The 22,790-nt window shown below is 49.6% G+C and carries 21 protein-coding genes and 1 pseudogene; 14 read left to right on the top strand and 8 right to left on the bottom strand.

The window, feature by feature from the left end; translation table 11 throughout:
• Nucleotides 1–4: 4 nt before the first annotated feature.
• Together HRU79_06120 and HRU79_06115 are read right to left on the bottom strand one after the other, a co-directional pair.
• On the bottom strand, nt 5–418 hold the full coding sequence (locus HRU79_06120; GenBank protein ID QOJ26247.1) for a hypothetical protein: 414 nt from the start codon (nt 416–418) through the stop codon (nt 5–7).
• A 339-nt stretch (nt 419–757) separates the two neighbouring features.
• A complete protein-coding gene (locus HRU79_06115; GenBank protein ID QOJ26246.1) occupies nt 758–1,255 on the bottom strand; it encodes a hypothetical protein in 498 nt (165 codons plus the stop codon).
• Between the two features lie 494 nt (nt 1,256–1,749).
• On the opposite strand from HRU79_06115, the gene HRU79_06110 reads away from it, so the two are divergent.
• The 7 genes from HRU79_06110 (at nt 1,750) to HRU79_06080 (ending at nt 9,471) form a co-directional block, all read left to right on the top strand.
• Nucleotides 1,750–2,124 (top strand): helix-turn-helix transcriptional regulator, encoded by a 375-nt coding sequence (locus HRU79_06110; protein QOJ26245.1) that lies wholly within the window; start codon nt 1,750–1,752, stop codon nt 2,122–2,124.
• An 82-nt stretch (nt 2,125–2,206) separates the two neighbouring features.
• Entirely contained in the window at nt 2,207–4,165 is a 1,959-nt protein-coding gene (locus HRU79_06105) for an AAA family ATPase (protein ID QOJ26244.1), read from the top strand.
• Between the two features lie 233 nt (nt 4,166–4,398).
• A complete protein-coding gene (locus HRU79_06100; protein ID QOJ26243.1) occupies nt 4,399–4,752 on the top strand; it encodes a hypothetical protein in 354 nt (117 codons plus the stop codon).
• Nucleotides 4,753–4,865: 113 nt separating this feature from the next.
• A complete protein-coding gene (locus HRU79_06095) occupies nt 4,866–5,750 on the top strand; it encodes a hypothetical protein (GenBank protein QOJ26242.1) in 885 nt (294 codons plus the stop codon).
• Between the two features lie 69 nt (nt 5,751–5,819).
• Complete coding sequence (locus tag HRU79_06090) at nt 5,820–6,707, top strand: hypothetical protein (GenBank protein QOJ26241.1); 888 nt, start codon at nt 5,820–5,822, stop codon at nt 6,705–6,707.
• 101 nt (nt 6,708–6,808) lie between these two features.
• Complete coding sequence (locus HRU79_06085; protein QOJ26240.1) at nt 6,809–7,612, top strand: TIGR02391 family protein; 804 nt, start codon at nt 6,809–6,811, stop codon at nt 7,610–7,612.
• Between the two features lie 74 nt (nt 7,613–7,686).
• Nucleotides 7,687–9,471, top strand: coding sequence for a DUF4209 domain-containing protein (locus HRU79_06080; GenBank protein ID QOJ26239.1), 1,785 nt, complete (start codon nt 7,687–7,689; stop codon nt 9,469–9,471).
• 481 nt (nt 9,472–9,952) lie between these two features.
• Here HRU79_06080 and HRU79_06075 read toward each other — a convergent pair whose 3' ends face one another.
• Complete coding sequence (locus tag HRU79_06075) at nt 9,953–10,111, bottom strand: hypothetical protein (protein QOJ26238.1); 159 nt, start codon at nt 10,109–10,111, stop codon at nt 9,953–9,955.
• Nucleotides 10,112–10,296: 185 nt separating this feature from the next.
• On the opposite strand from HRU79_06075, the gene HRU79_06070 reads away from it, so the two are divergent.
• Both HRU79_06070 and HRU79_06065 read left to right on the top strand, forming a co-directional pair.
• Nucleotides 10,297–11,139, top strand: coding sequence for a hypothetical protein (locus HRU79_06070; protein ID QOJ26237.1), 843 nt, complete (start codon nt 10,297–10,299; stop codon nt 11,137–11,139).
• Nucleotides 11,140–11,187: 48 nt separating this feature from the next.
• Complete coding sequence (locus HRU79_06065) at nt 11,188–11,970, top strand: hypothetical protein (protein QOJ26236.1); 783 nt, start codon at nt 11,188–11,190, stop codon at nt 11,968–11,970.
• 777 nt (nt 11,971–12,747) lie between these two features.
• Here the strand turns inward: HRU79_06065 and HRU79_06060 are convergent.
• From HRU79_06060 to HRU79_06050, 3 genes and pseudogenes are all read right to left on the bottom strand, one after another.
• Nucleotides 12,748–13,932 carry a hypothetical protein gene (locus tag HRU79_06060; GenBank protein QOJ26235.1) on the bottom strand — a complete coding sequence of 395 codons (1,185 nt, stop codon included), beginning with the start codon at nt 13,930–13,932 and terminating at the stop codon, nt 12,748–12,750.
• Complete coding sequence (locus tag HRU79_06055) at nt 13,919–14,263, bottom strand: helix-turn-helix domain-containing protein (protein ID QOJ26234.1); 345 nt, start codon at nt 14,261–14,263, stop codon at nt 13,919–13,921. The genes HRU79_06060 and HRU79_06055 overlap by 14 nt, the downstream gene beginning before the upstream one ends.
• Before the next feature lie 599 nt (nt 14,264–14,862).
• Nucleotides 14,863–15,546, bottom strand: a pseudogene (locus tag HRU79_06050) (magnesium transporter).
• 198 nt (nt 15,547–15,744) lie between these two features.
• Between HRU79_06050 and HRU79_06045 the strand changes: the two are divergent.
• On the top strand, nt 15,745–16,104 hold the full coding sequence (locus HRU79_06045; GenBank protein ID QOJ26233.1) for a nuclear transport factor 2 family protein: 360 nt from the start codon (nt 15,745–15,747) through the stop codon (nt 16,102–16,104).
• Between the two features lie 291 nt (nt 16,105–16,395).
• Here the strand turns inward: HRU79_06045 and HRU79_06040 are convergent, their stop codons facing one another.
• Together HRU79_06040 and HRU79_06035 are read right to left on the bottom strand one after the other, a co-directional pair.
• Complete coding sequence (locus tag HRU79_06040; GenBank protein ID QOJ26232.1) at nt 16,396–17,886, bottom strand: hypothetical protein; 1,491 nt, start codon at nt 17,884–17,886, stop codon at nt 16,396–16,398.
• Nucleotides 17,887–17,985: 99 nt separating this feature from the next.
• A complete protein-coding gene (locus tag HRU79_06035) occupies nt 17,986–18,453 on the bottom strand; it encodes a hypothetical protein (GenBank protein QOJ26231.1) in 468 nt (155 codons plus the stop codon).
• A 671-nt stretch (nt 18,454–19,124) separates the two neighbouring features.
• Here HRU79_06035 and HRU79_06030 point away from each other — a divergent pair.
• Genes HRU79_06030 through nosZ form a run of 4 tightly spaced genes read left to right on the top strand, consistent with a single transcriptional unit; the run spans nt 19,125 to nt 22,787 of the window.
• Nucleotides 19,125–19,574: an Rrf2 family transcriptional regulator gene (locus HRU79_06030; GenBank protein QOJ26230.1), complete on the top strand. Its 450-nt coding sequence runs from the start codon at nt 19,125–19,127 to the stop codon at nt 19,572–19,574.
• A 41-nt stretch (nt 19,575–19,615) separates the two neighbouring features.
• On the top strand, nt 19,616–20,287 hold the full coding sequence (locus tag HRU79_06025; protein ID QOJ26229.1) for a hemerythrin domain-containing protein: 672 nt from the start codon (nt 19,616–19,618) through the stop codon (nt 20,285–20,287).
• Between the two features lie 39 nt (nt 20,288–20,326).
• On the top strand, nt 20,327–20,797 hold the full coding sequence (locus tag HRU79_06020) for a cytochrome c (protein ID QOJ26228.1): 471 nt from the start codon (nt 20,327–20,329) through the stop codon (nt 20,795–20,797).
• A 31-nt stretch (nt 20,798–20,828) separates the two neighbouring features.
• Complete coding sequence (gene nosZ, locus HRU79_06015; protein ID QOJ26227.1) at nt 20,829–22,787, top strand: Sec-dependent nitrous-oxide reductase; 1,959 nt, start codon at nt 20,829–20,831, stop codon at nt 22,785–22,787.
• Nucleotides 22,788–22,790: the final 3 nt, after the last annotated feature.

Raw genomic sequence — 22,790 nt, 5'->3', positions numbered from 1 at the left:
TTCCTTAGATTTTTGGAAAATTACACCTTCCCCGTAGTGTCCACTTTTTCAGGACCACTCCAGACGTCTCTGTCGTCGTCGTATGGATGACGAGTCCATCCGTCAAACTGTCGAGGCGTTTCCAGAGGAAATAGTCGTTGTGTGTGTCATCAACATCGGTGATGTCGTAGTTGCCGTTAGCGTCGGCGGCAGCACTGTCGTGGAACGGTGCGGTGCGAAAGAGGACGGAGAAGTACCGCTTGGCACAGAGTTCTTTCGGATTGGCGGATGTATCCAGACATAGACTGTCTTTGTTTTCATATCCCCCGGTACCGTCAGGAGTGGCGAGGACGAGATTGCCGGGACTGGGCACGGCCTGTGCACGAACCAAGGCAGAACTCAGGATGGAGAACAGTATCAACACGATCAAACGAGACATGGAACCTCCTACGAGCAACAAAATGGATAGATGTGAATACCTGCTGGCCGGGAGAATTACTTCCACAAGCCAGTCTTTCTTGTACTATCTCTGTACGAAGCGATAACGTGTGGGGAGAACCACATTCACCGGAACACTTCGTTTCCACCCCCGGTGACAAACATCGCAGTCCGCGTTGTTTTAGTATATGAACTTTTCATGGTTCGGTATTACGGTTTCACAAAGCACTCCATGGGGAGTTTCTTCTCCGGTAGATGGCACGAAACAACTCCTACAGGTAACCACGAGTACCCATGACATACTGCGATGGACCCCGGTTCGTCCCGGGGCCCCACACCTTCATTTCCTCACCACACAGTCCTCGACCTCGGGAAACATCATCTTGTCGTCTCCGACCCCGACGAGGGTTACCGTCTGACCCTTGGTCAAACTGGCTGCGTCCGACTCCGTCTTGAGCTTGCACCGGATCTGCTTGATGTACTCATCAGCTTTCAGGTTCACGCTCACGGTTCCGAACGTCTTGCTCACCCCGTCCACTTCTCCTGTGACGGCGATGGTCTTGCCCTTGTACTTGGCATCGGCCGTGACCTCGTTCGACTCGTAGGCGTCATAGTAGTCCTTGGCCGTGACCTCGATCGCCTTGGGTTCCGCTGGTTTCTCGGCAGGCTGTGACGAGGGAGATGCCGATGAGGTTGCTTCTCCTTCGGCTACAGGAGCATTACCACCCTTCTTCCCTGTCTGACTGCCGATGATGCCAACGACTACGATGACACCGACCCAGAGCCACCACTTCTTGTAGATCGGCTTCTTGGTTTGCTGTTGCGTCTCCTTGCTCACGGTTCCTCCTTGGGTTATTGATAGGTTGTTCGAAGCGATTGTGTATCGGGTTCGTACGTGGATTTTTTCCTGATCGGGAACGCCGTCCCGGTACAGTGACATGCTTGTCTATCGGCCCTTGCTCATACGTGCGTATACGTCCAGAGACTTCTCTCGCTCAGCCTCCGCCTCCCGAATATGTTCGGCGACCTTGACCATGACCTCGATTGTTCTCGAAATCCGGATCGACTTGTAGACCGATCTACGGCCCCCACGAAGACCAAGTTCTTCGGCTACCTTCCCGAGTATTCCTCTGTATGGAGGGCGGTTGAACTCCGTGTCGTCCATGAGGCGACACAGGTCCCTGAACGTCGCCTGATGGTCGTGCACCGAGTTGTCCTTAAGTTGTCGGATAATTCCTGCTTGGTTCCTGTTCATCGCTGGTAGCTCTTTATCTGTCGTACCAGCCACCTACGAAAGCAGGAACCAAGAGTTGCAAACATCGCAAAATTTTAATGAAATCGACAAAGACGAAATCTGCTTCTACGAAAGGGAAAGTAGAACCGCAGAAGACCGAGGGCATACCTCCGGACGTACTTGACCGGCTGCTGGCACTGCTGGAGACGAAAGGTGTCCGGCAGACCGACTTCGCGGCAGCGATGGGCCGGTCCAACGACTGGGCATCGAGGACCATGAAGGGCGAACGTGGACTACTCGTCGAGACCCTAGTGAAGCTTGCCACCGCCTACGACGTGAACCTTCATTGGTTGGTGACCGGGAAGGGGGAGATGTTTGCGCCAGTTGATGGGAAAGGTAGTACAACCCAGATTCTGGATGATGCTATCGTACGGCTGAAGCTCTTACGAGAAAGTCTGACTGTCCAGCCATAGTATTGAATCTGAGCGTAAGTAGTTCAATAGCTAACTTGTTGATATTCCAAACGACATATAGAACCGAACAGGTAGGGAGATCATGATAACACTGATCGAAGCGCAGGTTTCGAAGTATAAGTCCATAGAGGATTCAACCCCTGTGCCAATTGGGGGCGAGGTTACTGTACTCGTTGGTAAGAATGAGTCCGGAAAGACTGCCTTCCTTGAAGCTCTACACAAAGCTTTACCTCTTGACTCCGCCCAATTCGACTACGTTGCGGATTATCCTCGTAAGGACCTCGTACGCTATCGTCCTCAGCATGAAGCCGGGAACCCTCAACAAGTCGTACGGTTGACCTTCCGTATCGAAGAAGAACTAGCAACGAAAATTAATTCGGAGGTGTTCGCCGGTTCTGATGTTGTTCTCAGTGGCACCACATTCACGTGGATGACAACAATTGACAACAAAAGCAAAATTGGGTTCAGAATCGACTCGGCCTCTGTTCTCAGTGCTCTACATGGTTCACTCGGTGATCTGGAACACAAGGACGAAGTATTCGAGGGAGCAACCTCCCTTGAGGATGTCGTAGCTGAGATCGAGGGTTTGAATCTTGCAGCAGACTGTACACTGACTGTATTTGCATCGCAGTGGCAGCAGCGTGCTATTAAGGGCTCGGGATGGGGACTAGTCGAAGGATACATCTGGAGTGCATACATCTCTCCTGCACTGCCGAAGTTCCTGTATTTCGATGACTACAATCTCCTTGAGGGTAAGATCAACTTGCCGTCTCTGCTCCAACGTCAGTCTGAGAAGAAACTCACCGATGCCGATCGGACAGCTCAAGGATTGCTTGAACTTGCAGGTACGACTCTTCACGAATTGATGGGCGAAGAAGGTTATGAGACTGCCAAGGCCAAACTTGAAGCGATTGGTCTGAGTATCACACGGAAGATTTTCGAGTTCTGGAGACAGAACCAAGAGTTGGATGTAGAGTTTGATGTGAAGGCTGACGCAAAGGACTCGGCACCGTACAACACTGGCATGAATCTCTACATTCGGATCAAAAGTCGTCGGCATGGCGTAACGGTACCCTTCAGTCAGCGGAGCAAGGGTTTCATATGGTTCTTCAGCTTTTTGGTGTGGTTCGACTCCATTCAGTCAAGGGCAGGAACAACGAAGTCTCTGATGCTCCTACTCGATGAACCGGGGCTGAACCTTCATGCCTTGGCTCAGGCGGATTTTCTGGCCTACATCCGTGAGCTATCAACCGAACACCAGATCATCTATACAACGCACTCCCCTTTCATGGTAGATTCTTCACGGCTTGATGAAGTACGTGTGGTAGAGGATCGTGTCAAAGATGGAACGGTGGTTAGCAAGGAACTAGCGGGTTCTTCCGATGAGAGCATCTTCCCTTTGCAGGCAGCTTTGGGATACTCCATCGCTCAGAACCTGTTTATCGCAAAGAAGAATGTTCTTGTTGAAGGTCCGGCCGACTTGATCATTTTGAACCACCTTAATACCCTTCTCGAAGCAAGTAATAAACAGGGCCTTGGTGATGCTATTCTCGTACCTGTCGGTGGACTCGATAAACTTGCCACGTTCGTAGCCCTTCTTGGGTCGAACAAGTTGAAGCTCGTTGTGCTTCATGATCGTGCGGCTACCCCACCTCAGAAACTTGAGGACCTCGTTCGGCAGAAACTGATTGAACGGAAACGCGTTCTTGATTTTTCCATGTTCTGTGAACCAACTTCGCAAGAAGCTGATGTGGAAGACCTACTTCCAACGTCTATCTACATACAAGCCTTCAACAACACGTATGCCGATAAGCTTGGCGGCAACACCCTGACCTTGGAAGAATTGGGAGAGCATCCCCGAATTGTTGAGCGGATCAATCGGTGGCTCAAGGACAAGAAGATCGTTCTCTTAAAGGATGGCGGATTCAACCATTACCGAGTGGCACAAGCTACACTGCCGTTGCTCACGATCGACGCCATAGGACCGGAGACACTCGCTTCCTTTGAGAAGCTCTTCCAACGGATTGGCGAAGTACTCTAAACGTCCTTGTAGTCTCACGCATGGAACAACCAGACCCATACATCTTTGGGTTATCGCGGGACTGTTGGTCCGTGGTGAACGTAATAGGAACGGTAGTTGCTGCCTTCGGCACACTCGCCGCGGTTGGCTACAGCCTTTGGTTAACGAGACGTGCCACCAAGTTCCGAGGGAAGTTGTGGGCTGATGTCGCCCATCTCTTACCCGGAACTTCAAGGTTTATTAGAATCCACATCGTGAATACAGGCGATCGAGTGGTCAAGGTCACAAGCGTTGGTTGGCGTTTTGAACCCAGACGTAGCAAAGTCTTGCATTGGCAGAAGATTGACCCTGACCGTGAGGTTCAGCAGTCCCCTCTACCCTGTGTTCTTTCTTCTGGAGAAGATGCCACTTGGTACGTCAACACCCGAGGGAATCAATGGTTTGGCGATCAGATGGAAACATTGGAATTACGTCCAAAGAAGGTGTATGTCTGGGCTGGGTTTTCTGATGGTAATCAACACGAAGTCACAATTTCAAAGGGCCTTCTCGAAGAATTTCAGCAAGGTTTCGACCGCTCACGGATCAAACCAGAACAAGAGGTCGAGTAGGTACTGATCTGAGCACGAGAAGGTGATGTTGTCAACGGATATACCAACTCTGAATCTGCTCCAGTAAGGTGTGCGAAGTTGCAATTGGTAGAACACACACAATCGGAAGCCCCATGGACGCTACGATACGTCAGATACACGACCTTCAGGATGCTGCAACATCAGATTCCATCTTACTGCCAGAGTTGCTTCGAAAAGCATGGGTTATTGCATCTCGCTCGAACTTGGAAGACCAATGGATTGAGTACGAATTTCGTGGGTATCCATCTGAACTTACGGCTCCTGACTATCCGCCATACCGAATCGTTTATGTTGAACTTGTTGAAGGGAGTGACAAGTGGGGCTGGAAACCAATTTCGCCAACCTCTTTGATCAACGGTTTGCGTGAACAACCGGCCTTATTATGTCTCCCAACGTCCGTAATTCATCTTCAGGATTTGAGCATCAAAAACATGGACCTCATATTCCCAATTCCGGGGCAAGCTAGGCGCAAAGGCGATTTCGGAACGTCGTTACCTGTCAACTTGGCTCGGAGATTCTCATCAAGGCATATGCCTGCGCTTCTTGAGCAGATACGTGTAAGGGTACTTGCTTGGTCTGTTGATGTTGAAAAACGTATTGCGAAGCAAACTATGGCACCTACTGATCACCCCTCTCCAGCCACCAACCATCACTACCATATACAACAGGCGCAAGGTATCTTTGGTACAAATTACGGTACGATTAATCAAACGAACACCTTGAGTTCGCAACGCTTCAATACCTTGGCTACTTCTCTCCGAGAGTACGACGTCCCTGAGGATGAAATTGAAAATCTTCGAGAAGCTATCCAATCCGACCCACCTCTTCAATCTGCATCAACCGATTTAGGACCGCAAGTGCTGGGTTGGATTGATCGAATGGTCAAGTACGCTGCTGAAGGTACGTGGAACGTGGCAACGAATGCTGTCGGGTCACTACTAGCATCTCTGATAATGCAGCATATGACTCGTCCGTAAGTGGCAGCTAAAATTTTCGATTCCAAAAAAATGGCATGGAAGAGTTCGGTATGAAGGGGTACAATCCTCATGAGTAAAATCCAACGATTGGTGGAAGCAGCAACTTCAGATACCACGCCACTCCCTGAGCTTCTCAGGATGGCTTGGACCCTAGCAATGGGGCTTAAGACCGAAGAAAGCAACATGTGGATTTCATACGAGTTGAAGGGTTATCCCGATGGATTCGATGTATCCGATCTTCCCGAATATCGTAGAGTCTATGCTGAACTTGTTGGTGATAATAGCCCTTTCGGTTGGGCTCCAGCGGTATTGACCTTCGACGATCCCAACTTCAATCACAGTTTGAGATCAGTTAACGTATCCACTTCGGCAATTGCATTGTCTGAAAGTAGCAACAAGGATCAAGACCTAGTTTTCCCAGTTCCGGATGAGGTAAATCGCGTACTACGAAGAGAAGGCATGTATGTCGCTGGCGAGCCAGTACGTCTCGCGCGAATGATTCGCTCACTCCAGATCAAGCATCTACTGGAACAGTTGCGCTCCCGTGTACTTAGCTGGGCTCTTGATGTCGAAAGGAATACGCACATGAAGACAGAACCATACCCCGAACTACAAGCTCCGGTTACAAACAACTACCATATCCAAAATGCACAGGGCGTGTTCGGTACAAACCATGGCACGATCAGCCAAACGAATACATTGAATGTCCAACGTTTCGATGCGTTGGCCACTTGCCTTCGAGAGCAGAATGTCAGTGAGCACGATATTGAAAACCTACGCGTAGCCATCCAAGCTGACCCACCTTCACCGCAAGCATCAACGGAGTTAGGACCTCGCGTTCAAGGTTGGATCGGCAGGATGCTGATGTTATCGGCCAGTGGTACGTGGAGTATTGCTGCGAACACGGCAGGATCGCTTCTAGCATCCTTGATCGCTAAATACTACGGCCTTGGTTGAGTTGGATACTGGTGCGATTGGAATCGCTCTTTGTTATTCCTTTCGCGGCAAGCTTCCGGCTGATACCGTCTTACTCATGTCATCCTAACCCGTACCCACCTATGAGCAACAACGATACCCATGCCTTTACGGCAGCCGAACTGGAATCCATCTGCAAGATCATTGCCGATACTTCAGAAGGGCTTTCTGGTAGCGAAATCGGGCACCTTCTCCAAGACACACATATTCCAGACCCTAATCCTACGATGACGAAATGGAAGTGGCTCTACAATGCTCTTGTAGGCATGCAATACCGGGATCAGAAAGGAAACTGTGTTCTCAGTTTCATTAGCAAGGGAATGGCACCTGCCCGGTACGTGGGAAAGAAGGAACTGTTCGAGGAACGTCGTGAAAAGCTGAACCAGATTCTTGCTTTCCACGGATTGAAATTTCGCGAAGACGGTCAGTTCGGTAGGGGTGTTGCTGCCAAGACTTTGACCGAGGCTGAAGAAAGGGTTGAGAGACTACGGACCAAGCTTGAAGCCAGAGGTACACACCAAGATGCAATCAGGTATTGTAGTGTTCTCCTGAACCACAACAATCATTTCCACGCTGTTCTGGAGGCAACCAAGAGTGTTGCGGAGAAGATTCGAGTACGAAGTGTAGCGACGGGCGACGGAGCGTCTCTCATTGACGCTGTGTTCGGAGGAACCTCTCCCCTACTTCGGATCAACAATCTTGTCTCCGAGACCGATGTAGGCGAACAGAAAGGATTCATGAATCTCCTCAAAGGTATGTTCGGTACCTTCCGGAATCCGACTGCACACGCTCCACAGATCGTTTGGCAGATGTCAGAGGAAGATGCTCTGGATTTGTTTGCCATGGTTTCCTACGCCCACCGAAGAATTGATCGTGCGATGCAATAGTCCTGACCATTGTCGTTAGGTTCACTTCTTGCTGGCAATCTCCAAACAAATATCCCGTTTGAGAAAACGGTCGTATGGACTTACGTGTAGCCCCATGGCGCGAGGCTATCAATGGCATAGAGATCGAGTCGTACCACGACTTTGCATCTGCCTTTGACAGTCTTGCGGAACGGCGGAAAGAAGCAGGGGCAGAGGACGAACATCATTCTCTGAAGCTCTTGGCCGCCCTTTGTACCATGTACATCAAAACGGAATCCCTAGCTGACCCATTTGGACCGATGCTGTCAGGTCCGAACGGTAGAACCATGATTCCCGATGACCTCTCTGAGGAAGAACTTCAAGCGTTGGAGGTACTATTACCGGAGATAGATAATCATTGGCTGAAAGCGAGAGTAGCTGACACACTGTGGGTTCGACAACGACGTAGGAAAGAATTGGCATTGATGGCCATGGAGTCGTATGTATTTATATCGGATACAGAAATACGACACAGCTTTGAGGCCGTTGAACTCAAGAGAAGAGCCTTGTTGATTGCTCGGGCCTTTGACCGAACAGCGTGGAGAAGGATGATTGATGAACTGGTGGCCAGATTCCTCGAAGACTCTACCGACAACGTCACGGATAAGCTAGACTTATTCCAGTTGTTCTCTGGTTACTTGGAGGTTGTCGAGCAGAGGGAGGAGGTACTCGACCTACTGATTGTTCTAGGAGATAGGGCCCTCGACAGCAAGGACTTCATTCTTGCACGGGAGTGTTGGAAGTCTATCAGAGAGCAGTACCGTGGACAGCAACAGCACGCGAAAGAGAACCAACTCACCCATAGAATTGCAGACTCCTTTCTTCAAGAAGAAGAGCTACAAAGTACGCAGTGTGACAAGGCAATGGTCAGTGACTACCTTGTTCGTGCCGCTCTTGCGGAATACACTGGACTACCCAGATCATATCGGCGTGAGCACAACATCGAAGGCCGGATCGCTGACCTCAGAAAAGACCTTGGTACAATCGGGATTGAGGTCATAAGATCAATGGGTACAATCAGTTCTGAACCCATGGATATTGCCGAGATGGTTCGTACGACGGAATCTCGAATTCAAGGTCAATCGCTGGACCCAGCATTGTTCGAGTATGCGAGAATGTGCTACAGAACGAATGTCGACGCAACTCGTGAATTCGCCGAGGAACTGGTTCAGAAACATCCTTTGAGACACATCATGGGTGGTATGAGCTATTCAGCGGACGGTAGAGTGGTTGCAAAACGTGATGGTCTGAACGTTAACGACCCGGAATCCTACGTTCGCGCAATCGAAACAGAAACGGTCCGGCATTTTGGTCTTACTCTGGGGATTTCCGCGTCAGGATGTATCGTACCGGGACTGGAGGTCTTGCAGAAGGAACACAACATTTCCCTTGACTTCTGTCGTCGTCTGATGTCGCGGGCTGCGCTGGTGCCGCACGGAAGAACTGAAAGTTGGGCGAAGGGAATGTATCTCGGATTCAAGGGAGAGATATGTGAAGCCACCCATATCCTCGTGCCCCAAATTGAACATTGGCTACGATGGTTGCTACAAGCTTCAGGAGACGATACTATCCGTCGTCAACAGGACAGAACAGACATACAGTTGAGCATGGAGACAATGCTGTCCGACCCTATGATGAAGGAGATGTTGAACGATGGACTGTGGTTCGAGTTGAACTACTATTTCCTTAGCCCTCATGGAGCAAAACTGAGAAACAACCTCATGCACGGACTGATTGCTGATGATGAAATGAGAACCTCATTGTTCTACTCCTTCTGGCATATGTGCCTTCGTCTCGGAGTTCTGAGCCTCCCGATTCTAGAAGAGCCTTCCGATGCGTGAAGAGTTCTTGGAAGGTACCAAGCGTACGTTGGCCCTACGCGCTGGAGTGCACTGGAGGGAACCCGTCGATTCCGGGATCGAAGTAGCCAAGAATCTCGTACTTTTCGCGTAAGAATTTTTTCGGGCTTAGTCGTTGTCCACCAATCACCTACAGGGCAGTTTGGGGGAAGGAAAAGCACATATTTGTAGTATACAATACTCTCAACGGTCCGCGAGTACTTCCTTCTTCTCGTGTGATCAGTAGTGAATTTTCTATCAGAGAGAGGTGGTTATGGCCTACGACCTGCATAACGATTGGTCCAAGGTGGTCAAGGTTCTAGCGCGTAGCTACGAGCAGAGGAAACAGCAGACTCTTGGTGATCTCGTTTCCTACGAACGGGGAACACGAGGCGAACAGTTCGTTATCAAGACCTTCAACAAGGAAGGGTACTCGACGGCGAGTTACTACAGCAGGACCCAAGGAGATGTGTGGGCCATCGGTTCACACACCTGCCATGGCTATAGGGTTACCAGCATTGCTCTCGTACAGGTCAAGACCTCCGCATCCGGACAGTATCGCTTTCAGAATGCTCAGGCGGAACTCGGTGAACTCGTAGCTCATGTGCGGAATTCGTTGAAGAACGCGGATGGAACTGACCATCTTCCTAGAGTGCGTTCAAACTCACGCATCGTGGTAAGCGGGTGGTTGGCTTCTGTCGCTGACACCAAAAAATCCTGTTCCTTTGATAACGTAGAACTTGCTTCCGCTGCTGGTATATGGGCTGAGGGGGAAACCGAACAAAAGCTCATTCGAGACGCGGTTACTACGCTTGTGGGGAGAATTCTATGTTGAAAGAGGATTCCCAACTCCCTCCCTTGCTTGTTCGCGGGTGTCTTACTATCCTCTTCCTTGCTCTGGTAGTCGTCCTCATTGACCAGTACCTTCGGGGCTGGGTATGGTACCCACCCGATACAGTCTTTGAAGCCGCAGGAACACTTGTAGCGGCCTTGGCTTTCTGGGGTGTCGTTGCTACGGTTTCCCTCCAGAGCAGGGAGCTTGCTTTGCAGCGACAGGAACTGGCAGATACTCGCAAGGAGCTTCAACGACAGGCAAAGGCTCAAGAGAAGTCCGAACAGGCTCTTTCCGAACAGGTATCCGCTTTACACAGGCAAGCAGATGCGTTAACTGCACAGACCGCTGCGATCTCTCGACCGTACATCAGTGTTCGAATCCGAGTTCAACAGGATACTCTACTTATACTCGAAATCCAGAATACCGGAAAGTCACCCGCTCTAAACCTCACTATGACCTTGGACAAAGAGTTCCATATCATGGGTGTCACAGAATCAGAGAGAATCCCGGGCATTCATCGGGCATTCTCGTTTCACAATACTATCCCAGCTTTCTCCAATGGTATGAAGCTCCTGTTTCCACTAGCCACCGGGGACAAACTCAAAGGCTCTTCGCCTGACGACCCTCTGATACCCCTTGTATTTACGCTTACTGCTACATACGCATATGCAGGTCAGCAGTACTCTGAAGTTCATAGCATTGACCTGCGAATGTTCAACAACTCATTCGTTGAACAGAATTTTGAACTTGATCGCCTCACAGCAATATCTAAGTCCTTGGAATCGATAGCCAAGTCCACAGAAAGGATGTCGAAAGAGCCCCGATCCTTATCATAGCTTGTATTTGTAATCCTCTAACGCGCGTACGTAACGTACGAAATGCACATGCCTCTGACATTTCCGGAACGACAGTTCTTTGAAAGGTTGCTTCAAATGGGCGGTGGATACGTTCTCAATTTCAGTAACAACAACTTTGAGGAATTCTTCCGACTTGGGGTAGGTGTAAACATTTACGCTCCAGAGTACAACTATGCTTCCGGGTCAAAGGCCAATCGATTACGGGGCTTCTGGAATGTTGCACCCGACCACCTAGTTGGTAGAGCACTTAGGGGTTTACTTGACATGGTGGATGGTCTCAGCCAAGAGAGACGCGATCGTGCTATTGAAATCATAGTTCGTCTGGAGTCGCAACCTCACATCCCCGATCTTGATGCACTGGAGGTAGACTTTACAGATGATCTCTTGGAGAGACATGCTCAGGCGATTCGCCACCTCTTACAACAGTCAAGGGCAGATGAAGCCGTAGACCGAATGCACACCTTCACTGTATTGTACTTCAGAAACCTCTCCGACGCCCACAACCTACCCTACGACAGGGATGCCACCCTCCAGTACCTGTGCTCTGCCTATGTCCGAGACCTCAGGGCTGACGGAACCATCGAAACGGTAATGGGAGAACGAATATTGAGGAATACATTGTCAACGATGGATGCCTTTTCCAGCGTTAGGAATGACCACAGCATGGCACACGGGAACCCGGTTGTTAATGTCGATGAGGGTTGGTACATCCTCTCTACCGTACTCGCGACTTTCAAGTTCATCCGCAGTGTTGAACGACGCCGTCTGACGCGAAATAAACAATCCTCGTTAGACGACGTACCCTTCTAATTAAACTGCAAGACGGTATGCCTGACCCAATCATACTTACGATTTCGCTGCTCTCCCTGTTCATCTCAGGAACGACAGCTTGGCTGACTCTTTTCCGCAGAGGAACGGTGAAGATGACACAGCCAACGGTCATTTTCTTCGGTCCCGACGGCCGAGGCTCCGCTTCATCAGAAGCATCTCCAAAGGTGTTTCTCCGAACCTTGCTGTATTCGACCTCTAAGAAGGGATGAGTCATCCAGAACATGTACATCACCCTTTCCCGGAATGAGAGTCGGCAGACCTTCAACGTGTGGGTGTACGGGGATGACAAACTGGTACGCGGGAGCGGTCTATTTGTGGGAGAGACAGGCTTGGGGGTAAACCACCACTTCCTTGCTCCCCGGGATGACCATGGCTTCCGGTTCACGGCGGGAACCTATCGGCTTGAAGTATTTGCTCATCTCGTTGGAAGTCGGAAGCCAATACTTCTGTTCACCCAATCGCTGGAGCTTTCCCAAGAAATAGGGCGTGAGATGGATAGCCCCGATGCAGGACTATACTTCGATTGGGGACCTGACTCCTCACGGTATCACTCCCATCTCGACCGACGACCTGAAATGCCGCTCTCAAACGAGCTTCGAAGGCTCCTCACAGATCATGGGAAACAGTCCTAACCTGCACTGCTCATTCCTGCTTTGGAAGCCTACGTCCGACCCAACGCTTTCGTGTATCCTCTGACTCACGTACTCATTACAGTTATAGGTACACGTTTTTCCACAAGCAAAAACTTCACGAAGATCAAGACCAACGTCTGAAGAATTCCTCCCAGACGTGAGGAACGTCCTGCACGGTGTGGTCCATAAGAAGACGGTGGAGATGCCCCCAGCATGACTGAGGATCGAGGATGTCTCCATGGCGTCTTTGAAGTAGCTGCCTATACGTTCGGTCCTTCGCTCTCCTCTCTGGACGTTTCCCTGCCTCTCCGAAATTCCCCAGAATGGCCAGGGCCAAGGGACGCTCCGCAAGAACCTTGGTGCGGTTGCCCTTCACTTCTTCCACAGGCTTCGGAGATACCTTGTTCTTGTCGATACCGAAGAAGGTGGAAACCAACCGGGAGATCAGGTAGGAATACACCTCGGGCTTGGTCAGGTCCCCAACCGTCAGGCGGACTTTCTCGCTCCCGTCCTTCGGTGCTCTACCGAAAGAGTCAGGAATCCACAGGTCAGACTTGAGAGTCCTTTCGAAACGGAAGAGCCTGAGGTCGGGTTCCGGACCAAGGATGTGGATACCGTGCTTTTCCAAGTACTTCTTCGTTACGTCGTAACGCTTCAGAGGATCGGCAGGGTCTACCACTCTCCCATCAGCATGGGGGACCTTGTAGTAGTAGGTACCGTCAAGATCGGGTTGCCTTGACCTCCAGTTGTAAGGGACAGGATCGGACTGTCCTCGGTAGGAACCCCAGTACTCGGCCATCTGCCTTCCGATCATGGAAGACCACCACTGGAGAGCTACCTCCACGCCCGAGACTTGCCAATGGCGAACGTCGAAGCCCCATCTCTTGGCAAAAGCATCAAGAGCACAATCGATGTCCTCAGGCTTCCTCAACCGGAGATTCGCATCGAGGATAACCGCGTCCAGACAACCAGAAACGGAGGTCCTGCCACTGTGGTAACGAGTGAACAGGAGGTTGTCCAGCCTTCCCTTAAACACAGGTGCGCAGTCTGCTTCTACAGAGCAAGGGGCAGGAGTATTGTAGGCATTCCCGCATCTCTCCATGCTCTGAAGGATGGACTCCAGCCTCGGAGCGGATGGACAGACGAAGGAGTGTGCCTTCAAACCATGAATTCCTACCCCTTCGAGAATTCCTGTCCTGATTCTGTGAGGGTCCTCACCTGTAAGAGAAGAACTTTTAGAAAAAGTCTGACCCACTAGTAATGAGTCGAGTCTTATGGATGAGGACCTCCGAACGCTATTGGTCCTCATCCCGTCCCCTCAGGTATTCGTCCACGGCTTCCTGTGTGTATCGAATCTTGGGTTCGATATTCCTGACGTTGCGGAGTTTCCCTTCCTGCCGGTGTTTCCTCAATGTCTGCCGGGTGAGCCCAGTCATCTCTGCAAGTTGCTGATCGGTAATCAGCCTCTCAAGACTCGCGGAGGATGAGTCCCTTTCGGTTTGATTGTACCTGATGGCTCGGGATTCTTCATATTCCCGGTACTCTCGGCGGTTCTGAAGTTCTCTCGCGTTGAGCATGTCGAGGAGTTCATGGATGGAGACTCCCTCGATCTGGACAACCTGCGACTTCTTATCTGACATAGCGATGCTCGAACATTGGTGGTTACTGTCGGTATTAAGACAGGTCTCCTCCAGATTTTCGAGTCGCTGTTTTTACCCGCCCCTACCCCGAGTATCATACTCCTTGTGGAGTATTGGATTGTGGAAGTTCTTACCGGCCAGAACCTACGACGGCTACATGTCCTAACCGCTTACCTGTGGATGTTTGCACAACGGAGTCGTGGACACACGGGGGTCCTAGCTCTACCGTTACCTGTGGAAATTGACTTGTACCTTCCCTCTCCTACTGCGCTCCGATCGCGTACATGTACTTCGTAGATTGCTTGTGGAAATTGATGCCCGACCATCCTCTTTGGAGGTCGTTCAGGACCCGGAATCCCCTGTTTGGCACCCTCTTTGGCATACCGAAAGCGGAAACCCAGTGTTCATGCGGGTTCCGAGGCGAAGATGCGACACCCGTACGGTGTACGTACACAATGCCCCGTCTGTCCAGGCGAGGCATTGTTATTTTCATCCGTTTGCTCCTTTGCGGGCATACATTCTAGCCAATTTCAACTGTACTTCTTACCAGCACTGCTGCGGTCTAGTAACAGATTAAGCTCCTCTACTGGCGATCTGGTTTAAAGGAGCATACCATGAAGAAACAGCGAGGCTACCGAAAAGTAGATGATAATCCCGGTAACGTCAACCAAGGTTGCCACGAACGGTGCTGAAGACGTAGCCGAATCTCATCCAAGCCGTTTCAACAAAATTGGAAGCATCGAGCCTGTTAACGTAGCCCACAATACAGCGCCTATCAGCGAAGTGAGTTTTTCTGAGTCCTTCGCAAACTGGCGAATATGCTCCAGAGCTTCCTGGACCGCCCAATGTTTTTTTACCTGAACATAGTCCGGTGTCATTAGCCGACCCACAGAGTCTTCAGGGTAGTTTAGCAGGCGTATCGCAACGGCTCGCTCTTCTACACTAAGTTGATTCACTAGTTCCGCAACAACATTTGCCGGTAACCCTTGAAACAGTTCCCTGCGGTCATCGGCGGCCATCTCGTTGAGCATTGCTGCCACCTGTTCAGTAGCCAGACTGCGCAACAGTTCGTGTTGTCGAATCGAATCGCAGTAGGCAAATGTTTCCGAAGCAAGTTTTTTTGGTAGAACTCCAAGCAGTATGGCACACGAGTCAGGACTAAGATCTTCTACAATCTCAGCTATCGAAGGCGCATCCCAGTCAACGACAACTTCCCTTACAGTAGCGAATTCACGGGCGACAATTAATTCTTCAATTTCCGGAGAAATCAGCGCTTTTCTCATAGAACAAACCTACGGCAGCTTTTTACCTAGATCCCATATAAAATTCTCCGGTGTTGCTGCCCTACAGTGAGGTATTATTCCGGTTCTGACTTACTCCAGGCAGAGTGTAATTGATGAACCGGATACCGTTCAGCCGCTGTTATTCTGTATTTTGGTGTACGATTGTATGTACTGCACCATGAATAGTTTGAGTTGTCTATGAAGAATCCCGATCTTAAGGAGTTGTTCGCGGCCGTTGATGCAAGCGATGCTGATGCTTTTGCATCATATTTCACGTCCGACGGAACGTTTCGATTTGGCAATGCAGATCCTGTTTCCGGCATCCAGGCCGTACGCGATGCCGTTGCCGGTTTTTTTGCTTCCATAAAAAGTCTGAAGCACGATATTCTTGTAACGGCCGATACCGGCAACGTAATAGCCGCCCATGGATACGTTACCTATACCCGCCACAACGACACTACACTCCGGGTTCCCGTATGCAGCGTCCTACACATGGATAACGGCAAAATCAAGGAGTACTTCGTGTTTATTGACGCCTCCCAACTATACAACTCCTGAGGGTTTACCAGAATACTCGAGTGTGGACAACATACCTTCGGGAAGTACGATCTCCTGACCACATTCAACACAACTTGAATTCGAAATCAAGTACGTACACATCCACGGTAGCAGATGCTACGCCATGATGCTGACCGTGCTCGGTGTGAAGGGACAACCGCAGCCGATTTGCGTCACATCTCGTCCACCAATACTTCGTTACCCACAGCATTGAGCATGAGTTGTCGGGTAACGCCGCCTACGAAATAACGGAGGGTAGCCCAATATCCACATCACCAAGGAGCTGACTACTTACTCCAGACTAATCGTTACAATCTTTTGTTCTTTCACTTCAAAGTCTGTACAATACAGTATGTTCCCATCATAATCCTGGGGTATTATACCGTCAGGTAGGAACCAGAAGCCAGTACACTTACCACTGGGTACCTTGTGGCGGGTAACATAGTGAACATACTTACCTGACCATTTTTGCGATAATTCAGGATAGTGGTTTGTCGTTGTCCGTGAGTATACCAATATCTCATCTTCAGTGCGTGAGCCTATAACACGGTTAAGAACCTGTATTGAATCTGCAGCTTCCTTGACAGCTTCTACTGAACTGTTTCGTGTTATGTGCTTAATCCTTTCAAGTGCATTAATCGAATGGCGCTGCGGGTACTCAAGGTGCACGGTAGTGTAATTCTTCGACGACCTGTCATAAACATTTATCGTTTTCGAGAGACTTTGCAGTTCAATCATGTAGTGTGGTGTTTCAGTCACGGCTGACCAGTAAAAACCGGGGCAGTAGCTTGCCAATACTCCATCTGTAAACCCACCATGATAACTTGGCGTACCATCGTTGGCGACACATAAGATGCTGGTTTGCACTGTGTCGGGGTCGGACTGCCAGTAGGCAGGTCTTCTTGATACCCACAACGTTTTCGTGGAATCATCCCATCCCATACTTAACATCGTACGTGACCTGCTGCCTTCGGGGAGATCGATAACATTGGCTTTACCGGTTCCCGGAGTATACCAATACCCAAAACATCTGCTAGTCATCAGGTCCTGGTCGGCAATAAGAACACTGTCGGCACTATTTGATACGGCAACCAACATTGGCCGGTGAAGCGTAGGAATATTGGTTGCCGAATCAAGGTGTTTCAGCCACAGTAGCTTCGTTCCTGTCTGTACTGAAATGCTGGATAGCGTTGAGCCAACCCTATCGAGCATGACAATGCTGCCTCCGTCAGGGGCATGCTTCAATGATGAAAATACAGACATTCGCCTGCCGATAGTCTGCGAAATATCTACAATGGGTGTAACCTCCGGAAGCACAAACGGTTCTGATGGATCTTTTTCAGTTGCAAGACTCACAATTGATATCCTGCACGACTGGATATCAAATGTGTTTGTCCCGCCAGGTACGCCTACGTAGCGAACACTACCGTATTTATCTGCTACCATAATCACTGGATAGTTGGTGACATGGTGCAACTGCGCATACGCTCCCAATTCATCATATATAACTTCTGCGTCCGGGAATTGTGACTTGATTTCCTCGTACTGCGTATACGAGCTTGTTCGTGCGTACACTACCGTTGGAAGACTGTTATCGCCGGCCAGGTTCAGAACTGTCCGTACGTTTAGCATACACACTGAGCATGACTCTGTATTCACGTGCACAACCAGTCCGCCGCGCTGCCGTAGTACACGTGGTATGGCAATGCGGTCCGATACTGTTGTTGTGGTATAATACTGCAAACCCGATGCGGAATCTGCTGCTCCCTGCGCTGTCACCATGTATGCTGTACCGCAACATACCAGAACTATCCACAAAAACCGGATTACCAAAACGCAGCCCCCTTCGTTAACGATGATAGCATTTAGCGGCTCGAAACTCTACGGAATATAGGGAAATAGCACTCTAAATGTACCATCCGGTTCAACCACGATGCCATCCAGGCTAACCTGCATATTAACATACGAAGGATATGCCGAGCATGCCGTAATTCGTACCGCGTATTCACCTGGAGCAAACGTGAAACCTGATTTCGGAATCGCCTGAGAGTCCACACCATTGACGTGATAGCCGGTAACACCCGACACTTTACCCGTTAAAATCAAACCGCCCGGCAGAACCTCGTCGCACGGACCATCCGGGCCATCCACTGATACGATAACGTAGCAATTATCCCCTTGGTCCGGACAATATCCCTGTGAATCATCACCAGGCGTTATAAACTGCCTATTCCCTTGGCCGGGTTTCATCCGGACAAGTGTGTACTCAGCAGTAGCCGCCATAACTGAACCAAGATTATAACACAAGCCTGCAACAAACAGGAATGTGAGTTTCGTAAAGGAATTCATAGTCTCCTCCCAGATAATATGAACAATACAGTATTTGCTTACTAATGTAAAAAAAAAATAGCATTATTCCAAATCATTGTATCTCATGGTCTCCTGAATCAGGACCTGATGCACTGTCACCATAGACTGAATCTCCATCCTCAGTCCTCCGATGCGTACAAAATGGTTTACAACCTGTCCCTTTCTATCCTCCAGATGACTGTAGAAGGACCCCAGATTGTACAAGGAATCAACACAGGAGTCGTTGATGTGAACATGCCAGAGCTGGAACAGGAAAACCCAACGTGCGGTCCCGGAAGAAGCAGAGCGTGAAGGCACATCCCCTAAACCAGGTAAAACGGCAAGTCGGGTCCACAACTGGAAGAACAAGCTCCAGGTATTGGGAGCAGCAGGATTGTCCGGCACTGTGCGCAAAGCCGACCCTGAGAACCACCGGCTACGGCTAGAGAATCAGGCCTTCAGGCAGATGCTCGCTGAGCAAGCGTAAGCCTTACAAATCAGCATTACTGTTCATGAGCCTTACAATCAACTGACAATCACGAGTCCGCCTACGAAATAACCGGAGTTAGCCCATACCGCGCCGGATTCGTTCGAGTTTAAAAAAAACTTGCACCGCACTTTAGACTGCCGTAACTTTGTGATAAGGGACTCTCTTATCTCTTATTGTCATTATGTTATCGAAATCTTCCACGTATGCAATTCAGGCCAGCGCATATCTCGCGCGGAAGGAGGCATTGGACAGTTTGGACGAGCATCCGGCTGTATACACGCCTGTGCTGGAAATTTCGGAGGCCTTGAACATACCGTATCATTTCCTGAAAAAAATCATAGCCGTCCTGGTTCAGCATAAAATTCTCAGGTCGCAGCGCAGTTCGCGCGGAGGCGTTGCGTTAAGCAAGCCGGCCAAGACGATTTCGCTTCTCGACATTATCATTGTGGCTGATGGGAAGGAACCGTTTACCGAGTGTTTGCTGGGGTTGAAAGACTGCAGTGATGCCACACCGTGTGCAATGCATACAACGTGGGCTGTTGAACGAACCAGATTGCGGCTAATGTTTTCATCAACTACTCTTGCAGATGTGGCTTCAAGGATGTACACAAAAGGACTGCGCATTGCTTAGCCCCTTTCCATTTTAGGGATCTGCACTCAAGGATTTAAACTATGGTTACTATTCAATCAACACTGGCCGACATCGTAAAGCAGCTCCCTGCAGCTGTTGATGTGATGTACAAGTACAAACTTGGCTTCCTGGGTGAAAGTCGCGTATCGCTAAAAGATGCATGTGTCATGAAGGGGCTGGATACTACGGTCATCCTAAACGAGATACTGTCAATAGATCCAACCAAATCTGCAAAGTGTTTGCATGTTGACTTGTGGCCCACCAGTTTTCTTGTTGACTTTATCATTACCAACCACCACTCGTTTGTGCGAACATCTCTTCCGAAAATGATACAGCAGATGACGAAGGTTGTAAGGAAGCATGGTGAACTGTATGCCGAAACAGTTGCAATACTTGAGCTGCTCGAAGACCTTTACAAAGCCTTTGCGGAGCACCTTGAGGATGAAGAGAAGTATCTGTTCTCAATAGCTGCAAGGCAATTCGATCATAACACGATAAAGCAGGTAGTGGAGCGCAATGAGGTAGAGCACGAAGCTGTTGGGAAAAAACTTCAGCGTTTACGTGTCCTTACCAACGAGTTCCAGCCACCGGAGGGAGCCTGTGGCACTCACAGAGCTGTTTATGCGGGCATTAAAATGCTTTTCGAAGATACCGTGCAGCACCAATATCTTGAAAACGCTGTACTCTTTCCGCGGCTGCTCGCCCAACTATAAAAAGCAAACCACATAATTCACTTTTTTAAAGGAAATATAATGAAAACACTTTACAGGAAAGCCCGTGTTCATCTTGTACTTGTTGCAACAGCACTGCTTGTAGTGGCTTGCGGGTCAAACGAGTCTGGCAGCAGTGACGAAGTTCCGTCGTTCATGGAAAAGCAGCAGGAAAAGAAAACCTACGGGATTATTAAAAGTGTTGATGTTGGCCCTGGTATAGATGCCAAAATGGCTGCTGCAGGGCATGAGGTTTTTGATCTGAAGTGTACTGCCTGCCATAAAATGGACGAGCGCTACGTTGGTCCGGCACTGGGTGACGTAACAAACAGAAGGCCTCCGGAATACATTATGAACATGATTCTGGATACAGAAACCATGCTTGCAAACGATGATACTGCTAAGTGTTTGCTTCAGGAGTTTCTGATTACCATGCCTAACCAAAGTGTTGACGAAAAGGATGCTCGTGCCGTTCTTGAGTATCTCCGCGACTATGCAAGTAAATCCAAATAACTAACACACCACTAATTGTTTGAGGTATTTTATGAGTACGCTCCATAAGCGTTTAGGATCTCTCCTGCTGGCAATTGTTGCCTTGGTCATTGTTGGCTGTTCTTCAGATGGCGGGTCAGCCGGCGGTGCCCTTTCGGGGGATGCTGCTTCACGGGTTTATGTTAAGCCCGGTGAAAAAGACGAGTTTTACAGTTTTGTATCGGGTGGTTTCAGCGGTCAGCTTGCTGTGTACGGAGTACCCAGTGGACGCCTGTTCCGCGTAATCCCGGTTTTCTCGGTAGATGCCGAAAAAGGTTATGGCTTCTCCGAAGAAACCAAACCAATGCTGATGACGTCGCACGGTTTTATTCCATGGGATGACGCCCACCACCCCGACATGTCGCAAACCGGTGGTGTGCCCAACGGCAAATGGGTTTTCATTAACGGCAACAACACGCCCCGTATTGCACGCATTGACCTGACGGATTTCAGAACGAAGGAAATCATCGAGATCCCCAATAGCGGTGGCAACCACAGCTCGCCGTTCTCGACGGAAAATTCCGAATACGTAGTTGCCGGTACACGCTTCTCTGTTCCTATCCCACAAGAAGATGTATCTATTCAGGAGTATGCCCAGAAATTTAAAGGGGCTTTGTCATTCGTAAAGGTTGACCAGGAAACCGGTCGTATGGGTATTGACTTCCAGTTGCTTGTACCCGGGTTTGACTATGACCTTGCTCGCGCAGGTAAAGGAGTCTCGAAAGACTGGATGTTTATTACCTGCTACAATAGCGAACAAGCCCATACAATGAAGGAGATCAACGCTTCGCAAAACGATAAGGACTTCATCATTGCCATCAACTGGAAAAAGTGTGCCGAGGCTGTTGCTCAGGGCAAGGGCAAGATGGTAGATGTAGATTACGCACATAACGTGTACAACGATGAAACACACAGCGCCACACACACAATGAAAAAGCAAGTACGCGTTCTGTCACCTGCCGATGTTGCTGATGCTCTGTACTATTTACCAACACCGAAGTCACCCCACGGGTGCGACGTTGATCCGTCCGGTGAACTTATCGTTGGCGGTGGTAAGCTTGCAACTGTTATCCCGGTTATGTCATTCTCGAAAATGCAGTCAGCAATCAGTGCCAAGAAATTCGATAAGGTTATTGACGGTATCCCGGTGTTGAACTATCAGGCTTGCCTGGCAGGCGAAGTACCACGTCCGGGACTTGGGCCTCTCCATACTGAATTCGACGGTAAGGGTTATGCCTATACTTCGATGTTCGTATCGTCTGAAATCGTAAAATGGTCACTGAAAGATTTTAAAGTTGTTGACCGCGTGCCAACCTACTATTCTATCGGTCACCTTATGATTCCGGGTGGTAACTCAACCAAGCCGTGGGGCAAGTATGTAATTGCATACAACAAGATCACCAAGGACCGCTACCTGCCCACAGGACCAGAGCTAACACAGTCGGCACAGCTCTATGATATCTCTGGCGACAAAATGCAACTCCTTCTGGACTTCCCAACGATAGGAGAGCCCCACTATGGTGTGGCATGTCCGGCTGACCTGATTACGAAGAACTCACGCAAGATTTTCCAGCTTGCCGAGAATAAACACCCGCACGTTGCTCGCAAAGAATCAGAAGCACGTGTAGAGCGTAAAGGAAACGAAGTTCATGTTTACATTACGTCTATTCGCTCACACTTTGCCCCTGATAATATCGAAGGCGTTAAGGTCGGCGATAAGGTGTTCTGGCACGTAACCAATGTTGAGCAAGACTGGGACGTTCCGCACGGTTTTGCTGTCCTGGGTGCCAACACATCCGAACTGCTCATTATGCCGGGTGAAACCGCAACAATTACATGGGAGCCCAAAAAAGCCGGAGTCTTTCCGTTCTACTGTACTGATTTCTGCTCTGCACTCCACCAGGAAATGCAGGGATACGTACGGGTAACAAATGGTGGCACCGGAGAATTAACCTGGAATAACAAGAAATAAGGC

The organism is Ignavibacteria bacterium (genome assembly GCA_015709655.1).
In the GTDB taxonomy this organism is placed as follows: domain Bacteria; phylum Bacteroidota; class Ignavibacteria; order Kapaibacteriales; family Kapaibacteriaceae; genus OLB6.
Note: the sequence above shows the minus strand (reverse complement) of the source record. Positions and strands in the feature narration are given on the sequence as shown.

What these genes read in the sequence shown, in the direction of transcription:
- HRU79_06075 (QOJ26238.1), bottom strand. Translation starts at nt 10,111, where the DNA reads ATGGTCAGTTCCATCCGCGTTCTTCAACGAATTCCGCACATGAGCTAC.
- HRU79_06095 (QOJ26242.1), top strand. Translation starts at nt 4,866, where the DNA reads ATGGACGCTACGATACGTCAGATACACGACCTTCAGGATGCTGCAACA.
- HRU79_06110 (QOJ26245.1), top strand. Translation starts at nt 1,750, where the DNA reads ATGAAATCGACAAAGACGAAATCTGCTTCTACGAAAGGGAAAGTAGAA.
- HRU79_06045 (QOJ26233.1), top strand. Translation starts at nt 15,745, where the DNA reads ATGAAGAATCCCGATCTTAAGGAGTTGTTCGCGGCCGTTGATGCAAGC.
- HRU79_06120 (QOJ26247.1), bottom strand. Translation starts at nt 418, where the DNA reads ATGTCTCGTTTGATCGTGTTGATACTGTTCTCCATCCTGAGTTCTGCC.
- HRU79_06040 (QOJ26232.1), bottom strand. Translation starts at nt 17,886, where the DNA reads ATGGTGACAGCGCAGGGAGCAGCAGATTCCGCATCGGGTTTGCAGTAT.
- HRU79_06065 (QOJ26236.1), top strand. Translation starts at nt 11,188, where the DNA reads ATGCCTCTGACATTTCCGGAACGACAGTTCTTTGAAAGGTTGCTTCAA.
- HRU79_06105 (QOJ26244.1), top strand. Translation starts at nt 2,207, where the DNA reads ATGATAACACTGATCGAAGCGCAGGTTTCGAAGTATAAGTCCATAGAG.
- HRU79_06090 (QOJ26241.1), top strand. Translation starts at nt 5,820, where the DNA reads ATGAGTAAAATCCAACGATTGGTGGAAGCAGCAACTTCAGATACCACG.
- HRU79_06060 (QOJ26235.1), bottom strand. Translation starts at nt 13,932, where the DNA reads ATGAGGACCAATAGCGTTCGGAGGTCCTCATCCATAAGACTCGACTCA.
- HRU79_06055 (QOJ26234.1), bottom strand. Translation starts at nt 14,263, where the DNA reads ATGTCAGATAAGAAGTCGCAGGTTGTCCAGATCGAGGGAGTCTCCATC.
- HRU79_06080 (QOJ26239.1), top strand. Translation starts at nt 7,687, where the DNA reads ATGGACTTACGTGTAGCCCCATGGCGCGAGGCTATCAATGGCATAGAG.
- HRU79_06035 (QOJ26231.1), bottom strand. Translation starts at nt 18,453, where the DNA reads ATGAATTCCTTTACGAAACTCACATTCCTGTTTGTTGCAGGCTTGTGT.
- HRU79_06020 (QOJ26228.1), top strand. Translation starts at nt 20,327, where the DNA reads ATGAAAACACTTTACAGGAAAGCCCGTGTTCATCTTGTACTTGTTGCA.
- nosZ (QOJ26227.1), top strand. Translation starts at nt 20,829, where the DNA reads ATGAGTACGCTCCATAAGCGTTTAGGATCTCTCCTGCTGGCAATTGTT.
- HRU79_06025 (QOJ26229.1), top strand. Translation starts at nt 19,616, where the DNA reads ATGGTTACTATTCAATCAACACTGGCCGACATCGTAAAGCAGCTCCCT.
- HRU79_06085 (QOJ26240.1), top strand. Translation starts at nt 6,809, where the DNA reads ATGAGCAACAACGATACCCATGCCTTTACGGCAGCCGAACTGGAATCC.
- HRU79_06030 (QOJ26230.1), top strand. Translation starts at nt 19,125, where the DNA reads ATGTTATCGAAATCTTCCACGTATGCAATTCAGGCCAGCGCATATCTC.
- HRU79_06070 (QOJ26237.1), top strand. Translation starts at nt 10,297, where the DNA reads ATGTTGAAAGAGGATTCCCAACTCCCTCCCTTGCTTGTTCGCGGGTGT.